The 19,314-nt window shown below is 48.5% G+C and carries 16 protein-coding genes; 3 read left to right on the top strand and 13 right to left on the bottom strand.

The window, feature by feature from the left end:
- Positions 1 to 54: 54 nt before the first annotated feature.
- Positions 55 to 2,349 (bottom strand): RNA polymerase recycling motor HelD, encoded by a 2,295-nt coding sequence (gene helD, locus FAY32_RS01690; RefSeq protein ID WP_143461678.1) that lies wholly within the window; start codon positions 2,347 to 2,349, stop codon positions 55 to 57.
- A 363-nt stretch (positions 2,350 to 2,712) separates the two neighbouring features.
- Here helD and FAY32_RS01685 point away from each other — a divergent pair, with 363 nt between their 5' ends.
- Both FAY32_RS01685 and FAY32_RS01680 read left to right on the top strand, forming a co-directional pair.
- Entirely contained in the window at positions 2,713 to 4,569 is a 1,857-nt protein-coding gene (locus FAY32_RS01685; RefSeq protein ID WP_143461676.1) for a cation:proton antiporter domain-containing protein, read from the top strand.
- Positions 4,570 to 4,916: 347 nt separating this feature from the next.
- Positions 4,917 to 5,573, top strand: coding sequence for a histidine phosphatase family protein (locus FAY32_RS01680; protein ID WP_143461674.1), 657 nt, complete (start codon positions 4,917 to 4,919; stop codon positions 5,571 to 5,573).
- Positions 5,574 to 5,818: 245 nt separating this feature from the next.
- Here the strand turns inward: FAY32_RS01680 and FAY32_RS01675 are convergent, their stop codons facing one another.
- The 5 genes from FAY32_RS01675 to FAY32_RS01655 all read right to left on the bottom strand — a co-directional run bounded on the left by FAY32_RS01675 (position 5,819) and on the right by FAY32_RS01655 (position 11,678).
- Positions 5,819 to 6,778 carry an ABC transporter ATP-binding protein gene (locus tag FAY32_RS01675; protein ID WP_158727524.1) on the bottom strand — a complete coding sequence of 320 codons (960 nt, stop codon included), beginning with the start codon at positions 6,776 to 6,778 and terminating at the stop codon, positions 5,819 to 5,821.
- Positions 6,778 to 7,878 carry an ABC transporter ATP-binding protein gene (locus FAY32_RS01670; protein WP_143461670.1) on the bottom strand — a complete coding sequence of 367 codons (1,101 nt, stop codon included), beginning with the start codon at positions 7,876 to 7,878 and terminating at the stop codon, positions 6,778 to 6,780. Before FAY32_RS01670 ends, FAY32_RS01675 begins: the two co-directional genes overlap by 1 nt.
- Positions 7,879 to 7,891: 13 nt before the next feature.
- Positions 7,892 to 8,917 (bottom strand): ABC transporter permease, encoded by a 1,026-nt coding sequence (locus FAY32_RS01665; protein ID WP_143461668.1) that lies wholly within the window; start codon positions 8,915 to 8,917, stop codon positions 7,892 to 7,894.
- A gap of 11 nt (positions 8,918 to 8,928) precedes the next feature.
- Complete coding sequence (gene opp3b, locus FAY32_RS01660) at positions 8,929 to 9,858, bottom strand: oligopeptide ABC transporter permease (RefSeq protein ID WP_143461666.1); 930 nt, start codon at positions 9,856 to 9,858, stop codon at positions 8,929 to 8,931.
- Between the two features lie 194 nt (positions 9,859 to 10,052).
- Entirely contained in the window at positions 10,053 to 11,678 is a 1,626-nt protein-coding gene (locus FAY32_RS01655) for a peptide ABC transporter substrate-binding protein (RefSeq protein ID WP_143461664.1), read from the bottom strand.
- 465 nt (positions 11,679 to 12,143) lie between these two features.
- Here FAY32_RS01655 and hflX point away from each other — a divergent pair, with 465 nt between their 5' ends.
- A complete protein-coding gene (hflX, locus tag FAY32_RS01650; RefSeq protein WP_143461662.1) occupies positions 12,144 to 13,421 on the top strand; it encodes a GTPase HflX in 1,278 nt (425 codons plus the stop codon).
- A gap of 308 nt (positions 13,422 to 13,729) precedes the next feature.
- Here the strand turns inward: hflX and FAY32_RS01645 are convergent, their stop codons facing one another.
- The 7 genes from FAY32_RS01645 to FAY32_RS01615 all read right to left on the bottom strand — a co-directional run bounded on the left by FAY32_RS01645 (position 13,730) and on the right by FAY32_RS01615 (position 19,268).
- Positions 13,730 to 14,386 carry an amino acid ABC transporter permease gene (locus FAY32_RS01645; RefSeq protein WP_143461660.1) on the bottom strand — a complete coding sequence of 219 codons (657 nt, stop codon included), beginning with the start codon at positions 14,384 to 14,386 and terminating at the stop codon, positions 13,730 to 13,732.
- Between the two features lie 16 nt (positions 14,387 to 14,402).
- On the bottom strand, positions 14,403 to 15,041 hold the full coding sequence (locus FAY32_RS01640; RefSeq protein WP_143461658.1) for an amino acid ABC transporter permease: 639 nt from the start codon (positions 15,039 to 15,041) through the stop codon (positions 14,403 to 14,405).
- Positions 15,038 to 15,874, bottom strand: a complete 837-nt coding sequence (locus FAY32_RS01635; protein WP_143461656.1) for a transporter substrate-binding domain-containing protein — start codon at positions 15,872 to 15,874, stop codon at positions 15,038 to 15,040. Before FAY32_RS01635 ends, FAY32_RS01640 begins: the two co-directional genes overlap by 4 nt.
- A gap of 19 nt (positions 15,875 to 15,893) precedes the next feature.
- On the bottom strand, positions 15,894 to 16,634 hold the full coding sequence (locus FAY32_RS01630) for an amino acid ABC transporter ATP-binding protein (RefSeq protein WP_048735211.1): 741 nt from the start codon (positions 16,632 to 16,634) through the stop codon (positions 15,894 to 15,896).
- A 583-nt stretch (positions 16,635 to 17,217) separates the two neighbouring features.
- On the bottom strand, positions 17,218 to 18,177 hold the full coding sequence (locus FAY32_RS01625) for a DUF6681 family protein (RefSeq protein ID WP_143461654.1): 960 nt from the start codon (positions 18,175 to 18,177) through the stop codon (positions 17,218 to 17,220).
- A 21-nt stretch (positions 18,178 to 18,198) separates the two neighbouring features.
- The gene (locus tag FAY32_RS01620; protein ID WP_143461652.1) at positions 18,199 to 18,735 is read right to left on the bottom strand and encodes a hypothetical protein; all 537 of its coding nucleotides are present in this window, start codon (positions 18,733 to 18,735) and stop codon (positions 18,199 to 18,201) included.
- A gap of 74 nt (positions 18,736 to 18,809) precedes the next feature.
- A complete protein-coding gene (locus tag FAY32_RS01615) occupies positions 18,810 to 19,268 on the bottom strand; it encodes a Fur family transcriptional regulator (RefSeq protein ID WP_048735204.1) in 459 nt (152 codons plus the stop codon).
- Between the last annotated feature and the right edge of the window lie 46 nt (positions 19,269 to 19,314).

Genomic DNA, 19,314 nt, shown 5'->3' with positions numbered 1-19,314 from the left:
CAAAAAAACGCATGCCCCGACCACAACAGTCAGCGACATGCGTTTTCAATTCACTTAAACCATTTCATACTCATCACTAGGCACATCGCTAAGTAATGGCGAGAACTCACCAATGCCGACGATACTCAGTCGATGCATGGCCCGTGAGCAGATGGTGTACAGCAATTGCCGTTCATCCTCCGCCGCGTAACGACTCGCTGAGGCCTGCCAAACAATAACACCATCGAATTCCAGACCCTTGGCCAGGAACGATGGGACCACAATGGTTCCCGGTGCCAGCCGTTGGTTTTCGGACTGAATCAACGTTACCGCCACGCCCGCTGCCTTCAACTGTGCCGTCAGGTCGCGACAATCCGCCAAATCCTTGCCAATAATGGCGGTCGTCTCGTCCTCTTCTTCGTTCTGCTTGATTTGGGCGATGACCCGTTTGAGGCCCGCCGCTTCATCAGCCGCCAGCGTCATGGTTGGGAGTTCACCTTCCCGTGCAAATGCAGTGACCGCTTCACCATTTTTCAAGATATGCTTGGTGAAATCAGTCACCTGCTGCGTCGACCGGTACGACTGCGTCAACTGAATGACCCGCGTCTTGTCGGGATCAAACATCGTACTGAGTTCCTGCAACAGCGTCCGACTGTTTTCCTTGGTAAAGATGGCCTGGTTCAGATCTCCCAGCATCGTGAAGCGTGCCCGGGGGAAGCTGAACTTTAAGAAGGCTAACTGAAAGGCATTGTAGTCTTGGATTTCATCCATGAAGACATAGCGCATATCTCGCTCGCCACCCTTGCCCGTCATCTTGTCATACAAGTACAGGTACGGCGTCGTATCAACCAGCTGCATGCGATGATCTTTCAGCTTACCAATCGATTCCTCCACGCTGGCATTCCAATCCGCCACGGAAATACCTGCCTGTGCTAAATCAATCCGATTGGGCATGCTCCGCAACATGTGAACGTATTGGTTATTGATGCTCAAGAATCGTGCCCGGACGATGGCCTTACGAATAGGGTCAAACGCCTGCATGACGACTCGCCGCGACAGAAATTGCATTTCCTTTTCAGAGGAGTCGAATTCTCTTGGTTCTTCGCCGTACAAGGTATCCAACTGTTCTTTACTCATGTCCTGAATGGTTTCTTCAACCCACTTGGTCTTCATTTCACTCGTAATGCGCCGATTCAAGATACGAATCAAAGCTTCCTTCGTGGCTTGAAGTCGGTTGCCCAAGTGATAGTTTCGGTTGAAGCTGTAGTAAATTTCTTGAATCTTTTCCTTATCAATAAAGATCTTGCCTTGGAACTTGATGTTTCTGAAGACCATGTCGCGGCTTTCCAGCTGGTCGGCATAGGCCGTGACAGCATCAAAGAACGCCAGGCTTCCCTTGAGCTGATTGATCTTCTTTTGTGCCGGCGTATTGGTCTCACCAAAGCGCTGCGCCAACGTTTCCACGTCGATCTTCGGCAGCCGTCGTCCGGCATACTGATAGTATGTCATCTGAACCATGTTGTGTTCCCCTAATTCAGGCAACACTTGGTCGATATAGTCATTAAATAATTGGTTAGGTGAGAACAGCATGACCTGCCCTGCCGTCAAATGGCCCCGGTAGCGGTAAAGTAAAAAGGCGACCCGTTGTAAAATAGCGGCCGTTTTCCCGGAACCCGCTGCCCCCTGCACAAATAACAGGTCGGACTTGGTATCACGAATAATTTGATTTTGTTCTTTTTGAATGGTGGTCACGATACTCTTCATCTTGGTATCGGAGTGCTCGCTCAATGCCGACAGCAACATCTGATCCGTCACCGTTTGGTCGGTGTCATACAGGGTCACAATGGTCCCATCTTCAATTTGAAATTGCCGTTTGAGTTTCACGTCGACGGTCTGTTCACCATCCGGCGTCTGGTAGCTCACATTTCCCAATTCCCCATCGTAGTAAATACTCGAGATGGGTGCCCGCCAATCGTAGATCAAGAAGTGGTCAGGCGTGTCGGAGAAGGACCCCAACCCAATATAGATGGTTTCCGGCTTCGCGGTCGGACCTTCTTGGAAATTGATCCGCGCAAAGTAGGCCTTCTTCTCCAAGCGTTGCAGCGTACTTAATTCCGTTGTGGCGTGTTGCCAACTGTTCTGCCGTTCAGCCAACAGTTGTTGCTGTTGCCGCACCGACAGCGCCGTTTCCAGCAAGCCCTCATAACTATCTGTTTTGATTCGTAAGTCGTTGACAAAGTTCTTGCGAATCCCGGCTTCGTCATCCTCAGCCACGTCGATTCGCTGTTTAGCGTCCTTTTCTGCGGCTTTGATCTTCGTAACCACCGCATCTAAGTGTTTTTGTTCGTGGGCCTTAATTGAATCTGGCAAGCCAATCCCTCCTCGATTAATTGGGCAAACTAACGTGTTCTGGAACCACCGATCAACACCTGTTGACAGTCGCTGATGACGTCCAGAACACTAAACCTTGACAGCCCACTCGGCCAGTTCACTCCCCCATGATGGGAAAATTGTCATCCCCATCACCCGCAGCCACTGGTCGGCAGACGTAATAATTCGACTTACCATTCTACACGTGTTTTCGTGATAAATAAAGTAAACTGACTGCACTAAATTTAGGTCAACCCGTGTTGGTCAATTATCGTTGAAATGCCCTCTAGGTGGTGCCTTTATTCCAGTCTTGTGGCCGCAATTTTGCTATAATGTAAGGGAACTTTTTCGGGGGTGAATCTTATGGATCAAGTTTCTTTATTAATCATTCTGACCGCCGCGTTGGTGACGCCGCTGGTGATGGCGAAATTCAAGCTCACCGTCCTGCCCACCGCCGTCGTGGAGATCCTCGTGGGAATCCTGTTGGGCCCTAGCGTTCTCAACATCGTTCACAGCAACACCACACTTTCCTTGCTTTCAAATACGGGGGTCATCTTCCTCCTGTTTCTCAGTGGGATGGAAATCGACTTCAGTCTATTCAACCGCCGCAAGCGTCCGCAGACACCACTGGCCGCCAAGGTCGCCGGTAACGCGTCCAAGTACTCGCCAGTTTTTCTGGCCGTCAGCAGTTACGCGGCCATTATGGTCACGTCGCTTTTGCTGGGCTTCATTTGTCAATGGACCGGACTCTTCAAAGACCCGTGGCTAGCGGCCATCATCTTCATGACGATTTCCCTAGGAATCGTCATCGCCACCTTGAAGGAAAAAGAGCTGCTGAGTAAACCGTTCGGCCAAACCGTCTTGTTAGTGGCCGCCCTAGGGGAAATCGTGCCCCTATTTTCGTTGACCGTTTACGCCTCGATCTTCGGCAACAGTAGTAAATCCTTGTGGCTTCTCCTACTGGTCTTCCTAGCTGCCGGCATCCTCTTTCGGCGGTTCAAACCGTTCTTCACTTTTTTTGAGAGTATCAATAAATCCACGACGCAACTCGACATCCGCCTAGCATTCTTCCTAATTTTCAGTCTGGTCGTCATTGCCGAATCTGTGGGGGCCGAGGGAATCCTGGGCGCCTTCGTTGCCGGAATCGTCATGAAACTTTTGCAACCGCAAGAAAATACCATGGTTCGGTTGGACGGTATCGGTTACGGGTTCTTCATCCCCATCTTCTTCATGATGAGTGGGGCTGACCTCAACCTCCGCACATTGCTGGCCGACCCGGCGACCCTCCTCCTGATTCCGGCCTTCTTTGTCGCCTATCTGTTGGCCAAAGCCGCCGTTTACTTCATCCTCCGGTTACGTTTCAAACGGGGCAACGCCTTTGCTGGAACTGCCATCTCGGCTGCGACCATCACCATGGTCCTGGCCGTCCTGCAAGTTGCCAAATCCATGAAGGTCGTCACCACACAACAATCCGGTGCATTCTTGCTCGCCGCCATTCTCACCTGTGTACTCGGGCCACTGCTCTTCAACACCGGCTATTCCGCTGAAGCTGAGGACTTGAAAAAATCGACGGTGCACTTCATTGGCACCAATTTGCTCACGGTTCCTGTCGCCCAACAGCTGGCTGACAGCTGGTACGACATCACCATGTATACCGATAAAGAGGCCAACTTCAAGACCTACAACTCCGAGGTCAACGCCAAACTGCTGTCTTCGTTGGATACCAAGGTGGTTGAGTCCCAGGATGCCTTCGATGCTGACATCGTTGTGCTCGGCCACTTTAACGCCACCAAGAACTATGAGCTGGCTAAGGCTGCCAAGGCGTACGGTGTCAACCGGGTCATCGTGCGTTTCGAGGACCGCAACGTCTTGGACGCACGGGAAGACGAGCTAACTGCTTTGGGAATTGAGGTCTACAACACACCGAACGTCAATATTGCCATGCTCCGGAGCCTGATTGAGACCCCAACCACCCTGCGTCTACTGACGGCGTCGACCTCTGCCGTCTACGAAGTGGCATTGCGCAATCGTCGCTACACCGACCAGGAAATCCACAACTTGCCATTCGTCAAGGACATCACAATCAGTCAAATTTTCCGTGAAGGCCATTTCATTCGACCAACCGGGAGTACCACGCTCAAATTCAATGACCGGATCATCTTCACCAGCAGTGCCGCTACTGCGCGCGAGATTCGGCGTGAACTAGGAATTCTGAATTAGCGTAATTGTTTCAGATTTCGCCCGTTATGGTGGCTTAAACTTTGCCACCACCTTACCGAATCTACCAGCGCAATCGGGTGAGCAGTTACGCCACGTACCTGGTATTATCTGCGACCAATGCCGCTATTATTTCTAAATTAATAACAAGTCGTGCTGGAAACCGCTTACCTTTTCATAAGTCATTTAAAAACCAGCGCATAACTGTTAAACTAGCAGTCTAGTGTCGCTGGTGGCTATCTTTTGAACACCATTTTGTCACCACCACTAGTCAACATCCAACGCAGCTGGCATGTCTTGCTGTCACTGCGTCGCACCTCATATCATTTATTATCAAAGGAGACCAAAACATGGCATCAGTTGAACTCTACTTGGTCCGTCACGGCCAAACCTATTTAAACAAATACCACCGCATTCAAGGGTGGTCCGATTCGCCTCTGACCGACAAAGGGATTGCAGACGCCAAGCGAGCCGGTGAACGTCTCTCTAAGCTATCATTTGCCGCTGCCTACGCTAGTGACACCACTCGGGCGCAAAACACCGCTAAAAGCATTTTAGCCGCTAATGATGCTCCCGTTGCCTTGACGACCGAACCTGCCTTCCGGGAAGAAAACTTTGGCTTCTTCGAAGGTATGGATACCGGCATGACCTGGCACACGTTGGGAACACCACTTGGTTTAGACTCATTCAACGCCATGATCGCTAACCTGACCATTGAAAAGACCAAGGATATGTTCAAGGCACAGGACCCCTTTGGCGATGCTGAAGATAACGCTGAGTTCTGGGCACGCGTGCAACCTGGTCTGGATCACGTCATTGCCGCTGCCACTGATGGTGACCGCATCTTAATTGCCACCCACAGCACCACTATTCGGAGCATCGTGTCGAAGTATTCCGACATCGATGTTTCCGTTCCCGTTGACAATGGCAGCATCACCAAGCTGACCGTTAAGGATGGGCACTACCAGGTTAACTATTACAACAATACTGAGGGCAAAGTGAAGTAACTCCCTAACAGCAAAGGTTCCGCTGACGATATCGTCGGCGGAACTTTTTTGTTCTTGCTGGCTTAGTAGAAAACCAAGCTTGTAGACTCGGGGCTTTCGAGGCTTCAAGTTGTGTTCGCACCGATCCAGCCCATATTTGCCGACCGGTAAGGCGACCTAACCCACTATGTTACCTAGTTTTGGAACTTTCAACTTTAGACCCAACAAAAAAGCACTGTCGCCATCACAGCAACAGTGCTTTCAATTTACTTTTTAATCAATGACGCCTCATGAGCACGTTGCGTGTACATGTCAATTTCATCATCGGCAGCACGAACCCAGTGATGGGGAGCGATTTCAACTAACTTTCGTTCCTTACCATCGCCTTCTCTGCTGGCATCGTACGCAATTTCTTCCCGGGTCCGTTCAAACTCAGGATCAGGAACTGGCACGGCAGACAGCAGACTCTTAGTGTAGTCATGCAGCGGGTGGGCGTAGATTTCGTCAGAATCGGCGATTTCTAGCATCCGACCGTAGTGCATGACCCCAATGCGGTCTGAGATGTACTTAACCATGGACAAGTCATGCGCAATGAACAGGTACGTTAAGCCCTGTTCTCGCTGAAGCTTCTTCATCAGGTTAACGACTTGGGCTTGAATGGACACGTCCAAGGCAGAAATCGGTTCATCAGCGATCACGAACTTCGGATCAACGGCGAGGGCCCGGGCAATCCCGATCCGTTGCCGTTGGCCACCAGAGAATTCGTGGGGATACCGACTGGAGTGGTCCTTATTCAGGCCCACCGTTTCCAGCAAGTCTTCAACCTTTTTGCTCCGGTCAGCGTCGTCCTTGGCCAAGTGGTTGATGTCGATTCCTTCAGCCACGATATCCTTGACCTTCATCCGGGGATTCAGTGACGCATACGGGTCTTGGAAAATCATCTGCATGTCCTGACGAAATTCTCGTTGATCAGCCTTACTGGTAAAGTTATCTACGTTCTTGCCGTTAAATAAGATCTCTCCAGCGGTTGGCTCGTACAAGTGAATGATTGCGCGGCCAGTCGTAGTCTTCCCAGAACCGGATTCTCCAACCAGGCCAAAGGTCTCACCCTTGTAGATATCAAAGGAGATATCGTCAACGGCGCGAACCTCATCGGGCTTACCCACGTTGAAGTACTGTTTGAGGTGCTTGACCTCGAGGATTTTTTCGGCATTTTCGTAATCCATTATTGCTGTTCCTCCTCTTCTTCAACTGGAATACTTGGCCGTTGTTGCTTGACCAAGTCCTTTTGCATCTCAGCGTACTTCTTTTGCCGAGCGACGATTTGGTCGGGCGGCGTCACTTTAGGGGCATCCGGATGCAACAGCCAAGTTGCGGCATAGTGCGTGTCAGACACCTTAAAGAATGGTGGTTCTTGTTCCGTATCGATTTTCAACGCGTAGGCGTTCCGGGCAGCAAAAGCATCCCCAGTTGGCGGATCCAATAAGTCCGGTGGCGTCCCTGGAATCGATGGCAATTCATCGCCACCGGTATCCAGTGTTGGCATCGAGCTCAACAGGCCCCACGTGTACGGGTGCTTCGGGTTGTAGAAGATTTCATCAACCGTCCCGTATTCCACGATCTTCCCCGCATACATGACGGCGACCCGGTCGGCCATGCCGGCCACGACACCCAAGTCATGCGTGATGAAAATAATTGACGTGGAAATTTTGTCTTGTAATTCCTTCATCAGATTCAGAATCTGTGCCTGAATCGTCACGTCCAAGGCGGTCGTGGGTTCATCAGCAATCAGAATTTCTGGGTAGTTGATCAAAGCAATCGCAATGACGATCCGTTGCCGCATCCCACCTGAGAATTGGTGTGGGTAGTCATTGATGCGGTTTTCAGCATCGGTAATCCCGACTAATTTCATCATTTCCAAAGCTTGCGCTAAGGCTTTTTCCTTCTTCATCCCCTTGTGAACCATCAGCGGTTCGGCGATTTGCCGCCCAATCTTCATGGTTGGGTCCAAGGAGGTCATTGGGTCTTGGAAGATTTCGGCAATATCTTGGCCCCGAATGCCTTCCATTTCCTTTTCCGACTTCTTTAAGAGGTCTTCACCCTTGTACATGATGGTTCCACTAGTGATATCGGCGTTCCGAGCATTTAAGCCCATAATCGTCCGGGTGGTTACGGATTTACCGGAACCAGATTCCCCAACGATGGCCAAAGTCTCCCCTTTACGTAAATCAAAGCTAACGTTCCGGATTGCCTTAACGTCACCGGCATAGGTCTTGAAGTTAACTTGTAAGTTGCGCACTTCCAAAATATCTTTTTCGTTATCCATGACGTGACTTCACCTACTCTTTCGTCCGCGGGTCAAACGCATCCCGCAAGCCATCACCTAGAAGGTTGAAGGCTAACATAATGATGGAAAGAATCAACGCTGGCCACCACATTTGATATGGCAGGAATTGGAAGTTCTTCTGTCCATCGTTTAACAACGTCCCTAGTGAAGCCTGTGGTGAGGAAATCCCAATCCCAATGTAGGACAAGGTGGCTTCGAAGAAGATGGCGTTGGGGATGGTAAACATCGTATTAATAATGATGACACTCGAGAGGTTCGGGAGCAAGTGTTTAAACGCAATCTTAATCGGTCGCTCACCCAGCGTTCTAGCCGCCAAGATAAACTCTTGTTCCTTCAGCTCTAACGTCTGCGCTCGTACCAGCCGGGCCATGTTGACCCAAGACGTCAGTGCGATGGCGATAATGATCGAGGTCATCCCGGGTTTCAGGATCAAGATCAGTAAGACGATAACCACTAAGTTAGGGATGGACAGGATGATTTCAATGATTCGTTGCATGATGGTATCAATGCGACCACCCTTCCAACCTGAGAACATCCCGTACGTGACCCCAATCGTTAAGTCAAATAACGTGGCTACCAACGCGATGATCAAGGAAATCCGTGTCCCATAAAGGACCCGTGAGAACAAGTCACGACCTAAGTAGTCGGTTCCCATGATGTAATGTGCACCACTGGCACCAGCAGCCTTGTAGGCATCGATTCGTTCACCGGCTTGGACCAAGGTCCCGTTAAACCCATTAATGCTAACACCAGGGATCTTAGAAGGTAAGTTGGCATAGGCTGGGTGCACGGCATTAGGGTCATGTGGTGAAACGAAGATGGACCCAAAGGCCATGATGAAGATGACAACCAAGACAATCAAGGAGACCCAAGCCCCCTTGTTCTTCTTTAACCGCCGCCATGCATCTTGCGCGAAGGTCAGAGAAGGTGCTGCAATTTTTTCACTATCTAACGCCGCCCGATCATCGGACGTAATCGGCTTAAAGCTATCTTCAGGGAGTTTTACTGTATCTGCCATTTATTTACCTCCTAGTTAGCCTTTCCTGTGAGTCGAATCCGTGGATCAACGATTCCGTAAAGAATATCCGTGATCAACAGAACGACACACAACATGAATGAATAGACGATGGTTAAGCCCATGATGGTTGGGTAATCATTGGTCAAGACGGACTTGACGAATTGTTCCCCGATACCAGGAATGGAGAAAATGTTTTCCACAACCATGGACCCGGTCATGATGTTCACGGCCAATGGTCCCACGATGGTAATCAGCGGAATTAAACTGTTCCGTAGCGCATGGTGGTAAATCACACCGGTTTTGCTCAGCCCCTTGGCCTTCGCCAACTCAATGTAATCCGAACTCAACACGTCGACCATTTCGGTCCGAACGAACCGCGCGGACTCGGCCAGCGGTTGCGCCCCCAAAGCCAAGGTTGGCAATACCGTGTAGATAAAGCCGCCCCATTCAGCGATTGGGAACCAACCGGCCTTCAAACCTAAGTAGTACTGTAACAGTACGGCTAAGACGAAGGAAGGAATTGAAATCCCTAAGATAGATACCACCGTGGTCGTCGTATCAACCCACGTATTTTGCTTCATTGCACCGAAGGCCCCGATGATAACACCCAAAATGACCCCAATAATCATGGCTTGCAGCCCAATCTGCAAGGATGGTTCGATCCGACTCGAAATCAAGTAAGATACGGGTTGGTCACTGAATTGGAAGGACGTTCCGAAGTCACCTTTGACCGCACCAGCCAGATACAACAGGTACTGCTGCCAAACGGGTTTGTTCAACCCATATTGCTCATAAATCAGATGAATCTGACTCTTAGAGAGCTTGGCTTGATTGGTCAGTGGCGTCCCGGGCAATAACTTCATCAGGAAAAACGTCACGGTAATCACAATGAATAAGGTCAGGATCAGATAGAAGATCCGCTTTGCTAGGTACTTTGCCATTTGTTTACCTCTCAATCAGTAGACTTATTCGTTACCGTTAAGTTATCAAACTTAACAAAGACTCTACGAAAATAACAAGACAATAAATGATTGCAATAATACCGAAAAGTAAGGATCAACTCGCGTTAATCCTTACTCCCCGATAAAACTTATGAAGTCGGTTACCCGACAGTAATCACTGAGTTAACAAGAACTTACTTGATGTAAGCCTTACTGAAGTCCCAGTTAGCGCCGGTTGGGAAGTAAACCAATCCCTGAACCTTAGACTTAACGAGTTGGGCTTTCCCTTGTTGGTAAATTGGGATAATCCCTTGTTCGTTCAAGATCGTCTTTTGCGCGTTAACCAAATCGTTCCAACGAGCGGTTGTGTTGTTAGCGTCTTTACCAGTAGCTGCGGCAACGTCTTTGTCGTAAGCCTTGGAAGACCATCTCCCGTTGTTGTAAGAGTTACCAGAAGTGAAGAGTGATAAGAAGGAGATTGGGTCTGGGAAGTCGGCACCCCATGCGGAGATAACGGCATCGAAGTCACCACTTTGTGAACGCGCTAACCGTGTCTTGAATGGCAGGTTGCTGTTCGTGACCTTGATGTTGCCCAACTTAGCCCATTGACTCTGAATAAATTCAGCTGAGTTCTTACCAGCTGGTGTATCGTCAGCGGTTAAGGTCAGTGAGTAGTTTGAACGACCAGTTTCCTTCAGAGCTTCCTTCCAAAGTTGCTTAGCTTTCTTCAGGTTGTAGCTCGTAGCTGAAGGAACAGCAGCATCGGTGTTGAAGTCCTTACCCTTGTTTTCCACCAAACCAGTTGAAACGACACCGGTTGAAACCGTTGAACCATCTTGGAGTACCTTGTTGACAAATTGGTCCCGGTTGATGGCCATTGATAAGGCTTGACGTGCTTTCTTGTTCTTCATCATTGAATCTTTCTTTTCGTTCAATTCAATGTAGAAGGTTGAGGCACTCTTCCGTTCAACGTACTCCTTAGAGTTCTTGTAGTTCTTTGGTTGTTGACCACTCAGGTAAGTTGCATCCAACTTGCCACTTTGGTACTGACTCAAAGCCGTTTGCGGATCCTTCATCGTCTTGAAGTTGATCTTCTTCAGTTTAACATTCTTTGCGTTCCAGTACTTAGTGTTTTTGCTCATCGACCAGTTATCAGACGTCCCAGTCCAGTATGTCAACTTGAATGGACCGTTGTAGACGTTATCCTGAGCATTCGTTGCGTATTTCTTACCGTATTTTTGAACAACTGATTCATTTTGTGGGAAGAACATTGGACTAGCTACCAATGAAGGGAAGTAACTAGTTGCCCGCGTTAACGTGACCACAACCTTGTAATCACCAACGGCCTTAACGCCTAATGTTGAAACGGCCTTCTTCTTGTTGATGATGGCGTTCGCATTCTTCACAGGTGCGTACATGTAAGCATATTGCGAAGCGGTCTTGGGATTAACCGTCCGTTGCCAAGCGTAAACGAAGTCTTTAGCCGTTACCTTGTCACCGTTACTCCAGTTAGACTTCCGTAAGTTAAAGGTGTAGGTTTTGCCATCTTTAGAGACTTTGTAATCCTTCGCAACCCCAGGGTGAATGCTACTGTTCTTACCAATCCGTAAGAGCCCTTCACCCGTGTTGTTCATCGTTTCCCCTGAAACGACATCAGTGGCGGTAGATGAGTCCATTGAAGGTAACGCTGAGCTTTCCATCCAGTTTAAGGTTTGCTTGCTGGATTCACTTGAACTGCTGGAAGATGACCCACACGCTGCAAGTAGAACTGCCGCGAACGTTGCCACCGTCCCTAATTTGACTGCCGAATTAATCTTCATTTTAATTCCAACCCCTCTTAGTTGTTTGAGTAATAAATTGACAACCTCAAATTTTATGTTTCCAATTGTATATTAGAAATTAATTAAAATCAATGGTAAATGATAAATTATTTTAACAAACCAGTTTAAAGCATTGATATAACAGCGTTTAAAATGAAAAATTAAAATCTGATGTCACATTTAGCACGAGTAAAAATGAGCTTTTCTGCATACGATATACAAAAATCAGCCCATAATCTGGCAAACTTAGTCATGGTTTACTCACAAAGTTGTTACCTGTTCCTCACAGTTAATAACCGCTGATAATTCGGTTAAAAGCTTACCTGGAACATTTTGCTAGCTATAATACTGGTATTTCAAAGTTAGACCCATTGGCGTTAAATCCTGAGTAAAAGCGTTAATTTACCGACGTTAGCCGATGAGCATGTTATACTCATCTTATAGACAATTAAGGAGGGTGATCCTTTGGAAGAAACCCCACGAACACCGGTCGTCACGATTGGGTTAAATGCTGGTCAAGCCACGTTTAACTACTCGATGACCGAACTGAAGAATCTGGTAGAAGCAAACAACATGACCGTCGTTGAGGAGATTCAACAGTCCTTAGCCAAGCCACAACCTGGGACTTACTTTGGGACCGGGAAAGTTGAAGAGCTGGCGACCATTGTTGCTGACGATGGCGTTGATATCATCGTCGTTAATGACGAACTGACGCCCAGCCAGATTCGGAATCTCGAAAACGTCACTAAGGCCCGGATCATTGACCGCACCGGCCTGATTCTGGAAATCTTCGCGAACCGAGCGCAATCCCGCGAAGCTAAATTGCAGGTCCAATTGGCGATGCTGCAATACCAACTGCCTCGACTGCACACCAGCGCCTCACAACGGCTGGACCAACAAACTGGTAGCGGTGGCGGCGGTGGCTTCACTAACCGTGGTGCTGGTGAATCGCAGACCGAAATGAGTCGGCGGACCATTCAACGTTCCATCAACCACGTTAACCATGAACTGAAGGAAATTAACCAAGCGGCCGCCACGCAACGCCAACAACGAGAACGCAATCAGCTCCCCTCGGTGGCCTTGGTCGGCTATACCAACGCTGGAAAATCAACGCTGATGAATGCCCTAGTTCGCCAGTTTGGCAAGAGCGAAGAAAAACAAGTCTTCGTCAAAAATATGCTGTTTGCCACCTTGGATACTAGTGTGCGTCAACTGACCTTCCCCGACCAAAAGAAGATGCTTCTCAGTGACACGGTTGGTTTCGTTAGCCAATTGCCAACACAATTGGTTCAAGCCTTCCGCTCCACGTTAGCCGAAGCCGCCAGCGCCGACCTTTTAATTCAGGTCGTTGACTATGCTGACCCGAATCGGGAAGCTATGATGGCAACGACGGAACAGACATTGCACGAGATTGGCGTCAATGACGTTCCTATGATCACGGTCTTCAACAAGGCTGATCTGACTGAGGCCGAGTACCCAAGCCGTGCCGGCGACCAACTCATCTTATCAGCGCAAGACGATGCCTCCGTCAAGCTGCTCGTCGACGCCATGAAGGAAAAGGTCTTCCACGACTACGTCACTGCTAACTTCCTGATTCCATTTGCGGATGGTGAAGTTGTGGCCTACCTCAACGACAACGCTCACGTTCTCAGCACAGATTACGCCGCTGAAGGCACTGCCCTCAAGGTTGAACTCCAACAAGCTGACTTTGACCGTTTCAAGAAATATGTCGTGACTGATTAACCTTTTTTATGATTTATCTGAAAAACGCCCCACCAATTTCTATTTGGTGAGGCGCTTTTTTTAAGTTGAATTGATCGTCTAAATTGAGCGCACTACGGCTGCCAGGGATTCCGCCTGCTGTAGGGACGCTTCAAGTTGTGTTCGCACCGATCCAGCCCATATCTGCCGGCCGGTAAGGCGACCAAAGTACCATGCTGCCTAGTTTTCTAAAACAAGCATGACTGCACGTGTCATCCGTACACCCGCAAACTGACATAACAGAAAAATAGCCGACGACTAAGAAGTCATCGACTATCCCTATACAATATTTAAGCTTGACGTTTTTCCAAGTAACGGGCCAGTACCGACAAGCAGTAGCACACGACAAAGTACATCAGTGCAATTGCCACGAACATTGGAATAATGTAGTTCGTGTTCTGACCATAAATGATCTGCGACCGGTACAGCATTTCTGGCAAAAGAATGATAGTTGCCAGTGATGTATCCTTAACCAGGGAAATAAACTGACTCACGATGGCTGGAATCATCTTGACCATGGCTTGCGGCAACACGATATGCCACAGACCTTGCCAGTAGGTCAGCCCATTTGCGCGTGCCCCTTCCATTTGACCAGAATCGACCGCTTGAATCCCTGAGCGGACAATTTCTGCCAACATGGTGGATTCGAAAATGGTCATGGCCAAAATGGCAGCTGGAATGATTTCCGGCTTGACTCCCAGGTTAGGCAACCCGAAGTAAGTAAAGAACAGGATTAAGATCAACGGCAGGTTACGAATCACGTCGATAATAAACCCAACGATAGCTGAGAAATATTTAATCTTAACGTACCGGATGACCCCGAGGATCGACCCGATAATAAAACTCCCGATGATGGAGACGACGGAAACCAGAATGGTAATGCCGAGACCCCCAAACAGGTAGCGTAGGTTATCTGGGGAGTAAGCATCAATAAAGTTTTGTAACATCGTTATTCTCCTCCCCTTAAGCTAACCGTTTTTCAAGATAGCGCATGTAGTAACTGATTGGCATCGTGATGACCAGGTAAAGAACCCCGACTGCCGAGTATGCCGCAATGGTCTCCAGCGAACTCGACGCGATAACGTTTCCTTGGTACATCAAATCAAAGCCACCCACGAAGGCCAACGTTGATGAGTTCTTCACCAAGTTGACAAACTGGTTACCTAATGGCGGAATCACGTAGCGGAAGGCTTGCGGCAAGATGATGTGACGCATCGCTTGCCAGAAAGACAACCCGTTGGCACGGGCCCCTTCCATCTGACCAGAATCAACGGACTGAATCCCAGCTCTGACCGTTTCAGCAATAAACGCTGAGGTGTAGAGCGTCAAACCAATCGTGCCGGCAGTAAACCCGTTCATTTTGATGACATACAACGGGAAGACCACGTAGAAGAACATGGTGATGACCAGTAAGGGAATGTTCCGAAAAATTTCAATGTAGACCCGCGCGATTCCCCGTGCAACCTTGCTAGGTGACTCTTCGAGTAGGGCAAAGAACGTGCCGAGAATTAAACTAAAGACCAACGCAAGAATACTGCAAAGTAAGGTCTGGCCTAACCCATAAAGGAGTGTGCCCCAATAGTTTTGAAAGATATGAATCATTCTTTAGCCGCCTCCTCGTAGTCAAAGCCCTTTACGTTGTGGAACCACTTGTGCAGGAGCCGATTATAAGTCCCGTTAGCCCGCAATTCCTTCAACGCCTTGTCTGTAGCCGCCTTGAATGGCGTCTGGTTCTTATCCATGGCGATCCCATAAGGTTCGGAGACAAACGTGCCCCCTGTCACTTCATAGCCAGGGTTCTGCACGGACATCCCGTAAAGAATCCCGTTATCAGTCGTCAAGGCTTGTCCTTGACCAGACTTCAGTGCCGTCATAGCCTGAGCATAGTCCGTCAATTGGAGGACCTTGGCATTTGGTGCCACCTTGGCCACGTTTTCAACGGAGTCAGACCCGACAACGCCAAGAACCGTCCCTTTTTGCTTATTTAAATCTTTAACGTTCTTGATTGAACTGCCCTTCTTGACCAGCAATGACTGCCCGGCAAAGAAGTACGTGTTAGAAAAGGCAACTTGTTTCCGCCGTTCTGCCGTGTTGGTCATCGTTGCAATGATGGCGTCAATGTTCCCATTTTTCAACATTGGCATCCGCGTTGAACTCGTGACCTGAATAAACTTGGCCTTTCCTTTAGACCCTAGCATCTGCTTGGTTAATGCCTTGGCTAAATCGACTTCAAACCCTTTGATCTTGCCATCCTTGGTGTCAAGCAGCCCGAAGAGTCGGGTATCCGCCTTAACCCCCCAAGTGATGGTTTTCGTCTGTTGGTCGGTCTTTAGCACGTTGCGTTGTGATAATGGCTTACTGCCACAAGCACTCACGACAATTGTTAGGGTGACCAGGGTCAGCAGTAGACCAAGATTACGAATCAATCTTTTCATGGTTAGCTTCCTCCCCTGATTAGTGTGTCAAAATTTTGCTAAGGAATTGACGAGCACGTTCGTTAGTCGGTTCGCCGTCGAAGAATTTCTCCTTGGTATCGTCTTCCAAGATACGACCGTCAGCCATAAAGATAACCCGGTTGGCCACTTCACGCGCAAAGCCCATTTCATGAGTCACAACCAGTGACGTCATACTGGAGTCCCGGGCAATGGTCTTCATAACGTTCAACACATCATCGATCATTTCGGGGTCCAATGCACTGGTGGGTTCGTCAAACAACAGACACTTAGGCTTCATCGCTAATGACCGCGCAATGGCGATTCGCTGCTGTTGCCCACCAGAAAGTTGTGATGGCATTTTCGGAGCTTGATCTGCTAAACCAACCCGATCCAGCATTTCCATGGCCACTTTCTTATTTTCATCTTCTCCACGATGTAACACGATTCGCGGTGCCAACATGATGTTTTCTAAAATTGTTTTATTCGCATATAAATTAAAATGTTGGAAGACCATCCCAACGTTCTTCCGAATCCGGTTCATATCGGTCTTGGGATTGGCCAAATCTTGACCGTTAACGATCAATTGGCCATGACGAATCTGTTCGAGTCCGTTGACCGTCCGAATCAGCGTTGATTTCCCGGAACCAGATGGTCCGATCAAAACCACGGTCTCCCCGGCTTCAATCGTTAAATTAATGTTATGCAGCGCGTGAAAGTCGCCGTAGTACTTTTCCACGTTGTGAAATTCAATCATTGACATATGTTTTCCCTCCACTAGTTATTCTTTTACCGTAAACGGTCTTACTAGCGCCCCAATTAGCCCGTTGGCTCTAAGTCGCATTTCAGCGCCAAACCCACTTTTCGTGAAAGCTTTTTTGGTGTCTAAATTAAAGTTTAAACCAAAAATTTTACTCGGTCAAAACAAACTGCTTCGGGGTGCCCAACCCGGGTGACGATTTAAGGTCAAAAATATTAGACGTACCACGGTTTAGCGTCCTCCGCTGAACCTAAAAAGTTTTTTTCTACACCCCCGTCAACCGGTCTAACCACCGCCCACTCTAGGTCTGCTTGTCCCTATCATCGCCAACTGACATTGCCATGTTAACCATGAGCCTGATTCGCCCGTTACACCATCACCCGCAAATTGGTTAATCCACGTACTAGCTAACACTTTTGATGAAACTCTTCCTATTAAATAGTTCTAAAATTCACATATACCGGCAATGGTATCGCTTACTTTTATTGGAATGACAAATCCCCATAAGTTCCGACGATATTTATCGCCTAAAGTGGCCCTAAAAAAGCCACCTACCAAAATTGATAGGTGGCTGAGAAGCATAAACTTAATGGTGATACCGTGACGTCCGGGTCATCGGTTCTGAATCCGATCCGGCATCGCGTTCCGCCGACCGAGACGTACGACTCATCGAGCTGGGGTCATCGTAACGTGACACCCGCGTGTTAGCCGCCAATGTATCCTGCGGCTGGTCATCGTTCTGATGCTTGTACGCCAATTGGACAGCCACAGTAAATGGATTGTCCTGTTCAATCAGGTTCGTCCGGCCCAGAACCTTGAAGGGACCACCCACTAATGTGGCGTTGGCCAAGTACAATTCAAATTGATCACGAACATCAGCCACGTTTTGTAATCCCACCGTGCTGACGACCCCTACCCGCTGCTTTTCCGCTTGATTGATTCCCGCGTACACAACGAGTTGGTTGTTCTCCGTCTGCATTTCAAAGTAAGGAATCAAGACGCCAGGACCTGAGGCATAGACGGGCTTGCCCAAACGCTGGGTTTGTTCCATGATTTCTCGGTCGCCCAATCCGGAGTAGTCGAGCTGCAACAGCTGATTCTGCTGTAAGCGGGTGGCTAGATGTTGAATACTCTCTGTTTCCATTGCCGACGACGTTAATTTCCCAGGTAATATTTTTTTCTCGTCAAAGTACCCATTGGCGGGAATGTTGCGCCCACCACGCGCCATTGGCTTGGTGCCTTCAAGATCGGCATCTTTGGGCTTCATGTGCAACAATTTTTCAATCTTTGGTGAAATATCAAATGGTGCCTTTTTGGTCGTAAAGTAGTAGACCGTATTCAGGTAGACAAAATAAACCAGAATAATTGCCACCAACAGAATCAACAGTCCCCAGAACGGGTGACCATTTTGGAAGTACCGAATGGCAATGTAGAACAGATATAAGTCACCCAATGCCCCTAAAATCACGTAAATTCGATTCTTGATCTTAACACTAACGTTGATATAACCCAGATAGTGGTTGACCATGTCAAGGAAACTAAGCATGTTGCGGTCCCCCTTTCTTCATTATTGTCCCGAAGTGCCATTGGTGTTAGCTGTACTATGACTGTACGTGCTAGCCCCAGTGTCATCATTGGTCGTCGTGGTCGTGTCATCACTCGCTGAGTTGGTCGACTCACCCGTCGTGTTGTTCGTATCATTCGTGGTTGCGGAGCTAGCCACACTAGATGACGTCTTCTTCTTAGAAGTTGTGGTTCCTGTGCTCCCAGTCGTCCCAGTCGTGGTCCCCGTTTCTGATTCAGACGTGCTATCCGCCGTTGAACTCTGCGTATCCGTTGAGGAACTGTCCTTTGATGAAGACTCGTCACTGCTGCTATCTTTAGAAGAATCCGAGCTCTTCTTTTTACTGCTATCATCACTCGACTTCTTCTTGGAGTCACTAGATGACATCCCACTAACTAGCGATGAACTCGTTGTTGAGACCCGCGACGCCCCTTCATTGGTCTTAGTCACGGTATTGGTAACCACATTGGTCGCACCGAGGGCCAAGGCCATCGAGACAATCGCAAATGGCGTGATAAATGGTGGTGTCCGGTACGCCATGTTACATTCCTCCCTGCATCCTTCTTATTAAAATCATTATCCCACGGCAAAACGAAAATACTATCAAAATTCTCTTAATTTTTCACTAAGGCCGCTTCGGTCACACCAGCCGCCTTGCACTCGGCACATAGGCCGTACAGCTCAAAGCTATGCCCGGCAATTTCACAACCCGGTAATTGGGCCGTGAAAAAGTCCATTGGACACATCTGTAGCTCGATCACCTTACCACAGTTTTGACAAATAAAGTGGTGATGATGTTGATGGTGGAAGTCACATTGGTACTTGACCCGCGCGCGCTCCTGTTCCGTATTCTGTTCAACGATGCCGACTTCCTCGAATTCCTTTAAGTTACGATAAACCGTGTTGTGGCTCATCCCCGGAAATTCGGTTCGCATGAAAGCATCAACGGTCACCACATCCGTGTAATGACCTTGATTGGTCAACAAAAACTCTAAGAGTGCGTGCCGTTGCTTAGTCAGCTTTAATTTATTCTTTTTTAAAATAGCCACAGCGGCGGATAAAGATTCTGCCATGATGGGCGGCCTCCTTGTTTTTTTAGATAACGTTGCTAAAGGGTGA

The sequence above is a fragment of the Levilactobacillus enshiensis genome (assembly GCF_007115095.1).
Taxonomy (GTDB): domain Bacteria; phylum Bacillota; class Bacilli; order Lactobacillales; family Lactobacillaceae; genus Levilactobacillus; species Levilactobacillus enshiensis.
Note: the sequence above shows the minus strand (reverse complement) of the source record. Positions and strands in the feature narration are given on the sequence as shown.

Bases quoted from the DNA above. Each gene is read 5' to 3' on its own strand.
- FAY32_RS01685 (WP_143461676.1), top strand. From the start codon at position 2,713: ATGGATCAAGTTTCTTTATTAATCATTCTGACCGCCGCGTTGGTGACG.
- FAY32_RS01680 (WP_143461674.1), top strand. From the start codon at position 4,917: ATGGCATCAGTTGAACTCTACTTGGTCCGTCACGGCCAAACCTATTTA.
- FAY32_RS01675 (WP_158727524.1), bottom strand. From the start codon at position 6,778: ATGGATTACGAAAATGCCGAAAAAATCCTCGAGGTCAAGCACCTCAAA.
- FAY32_RS01670 (WP_143461670.1), bottom strand. From the start codon at position 7,878: ATGGATAACGAAAAAGATATTTTGGAAGTGCGCAACTTACAAGTTAAC.
- FAY32_RS01665 (WP_143461668.1), bottom strand. From the start codon at position 8,917: ATGGCAGATACAGTAAAACTCCCTGAAGATAGCTTTAAGCCGATTACG.
- opp3b (WP_143461666.1), bottom strand. From the start codon at position 9,858: ATGGCAAAGTACCTAGCAAAGCGGATCTTCTATCTGATCCTGACCTTA.
- FAY32_RS01655 (WP_143461664.1), bottom strand. From the start codon at position 11,678: ATGAAGATTAATTCGGCAGTCAAATTAGGGACGGTGGCAACGTTCGCG.
- FAY32_RS01645 (WP_143461660.1), bottom strand. From the start codon at position 14,386: ATGTTACAAAACTTTATTGATGCTTACTCCCCAGATAACCTACGCTAC.
- FAY32_RS01640 (WP_143461658.1), bottom strand. From the start codon at position 15,041: ATGATTCATATCTTTCAAAACTATTGGGGCACACTCCTTTATGGGTTA.
- FAY32_RS01635 (WP_143461656.1), bottom strand. From the start codon at position 15,874: ATGAAAAGATTGATTCGTAATCTTGGTCTACTGCTGACCCTGGTCACC.
- FAY32_RS01630 (WP_048735211.1), bottom strand. From the start codon at position 16,634: ATGTCAATGATTGAATTTCACAACGTGGAAAAGTACTACGGCGACTTT.
- FAY32_RS01625 (WP_143461654.1), bottom strand. From the start codon at position 18,177: ATGCTTAGTTTCCTTGACATGGTCAACCACTATCTGGGTTATATCAAC.
- FAY32_RS01620 (WP_143461652.1), bottom strand. From the start codon at position 18,735: ATGGCGTACCGGACACCACCATTTATCACGCCATTTGCGATTGTCTCG.
- FAY32_RS01615 (WP_048735204.1), bottom strand. From the start codon at position 19,268: ATGGCAGAATCTTTATCCGCCGCTGTGGCTATTTTAAAAAAGAATAAA.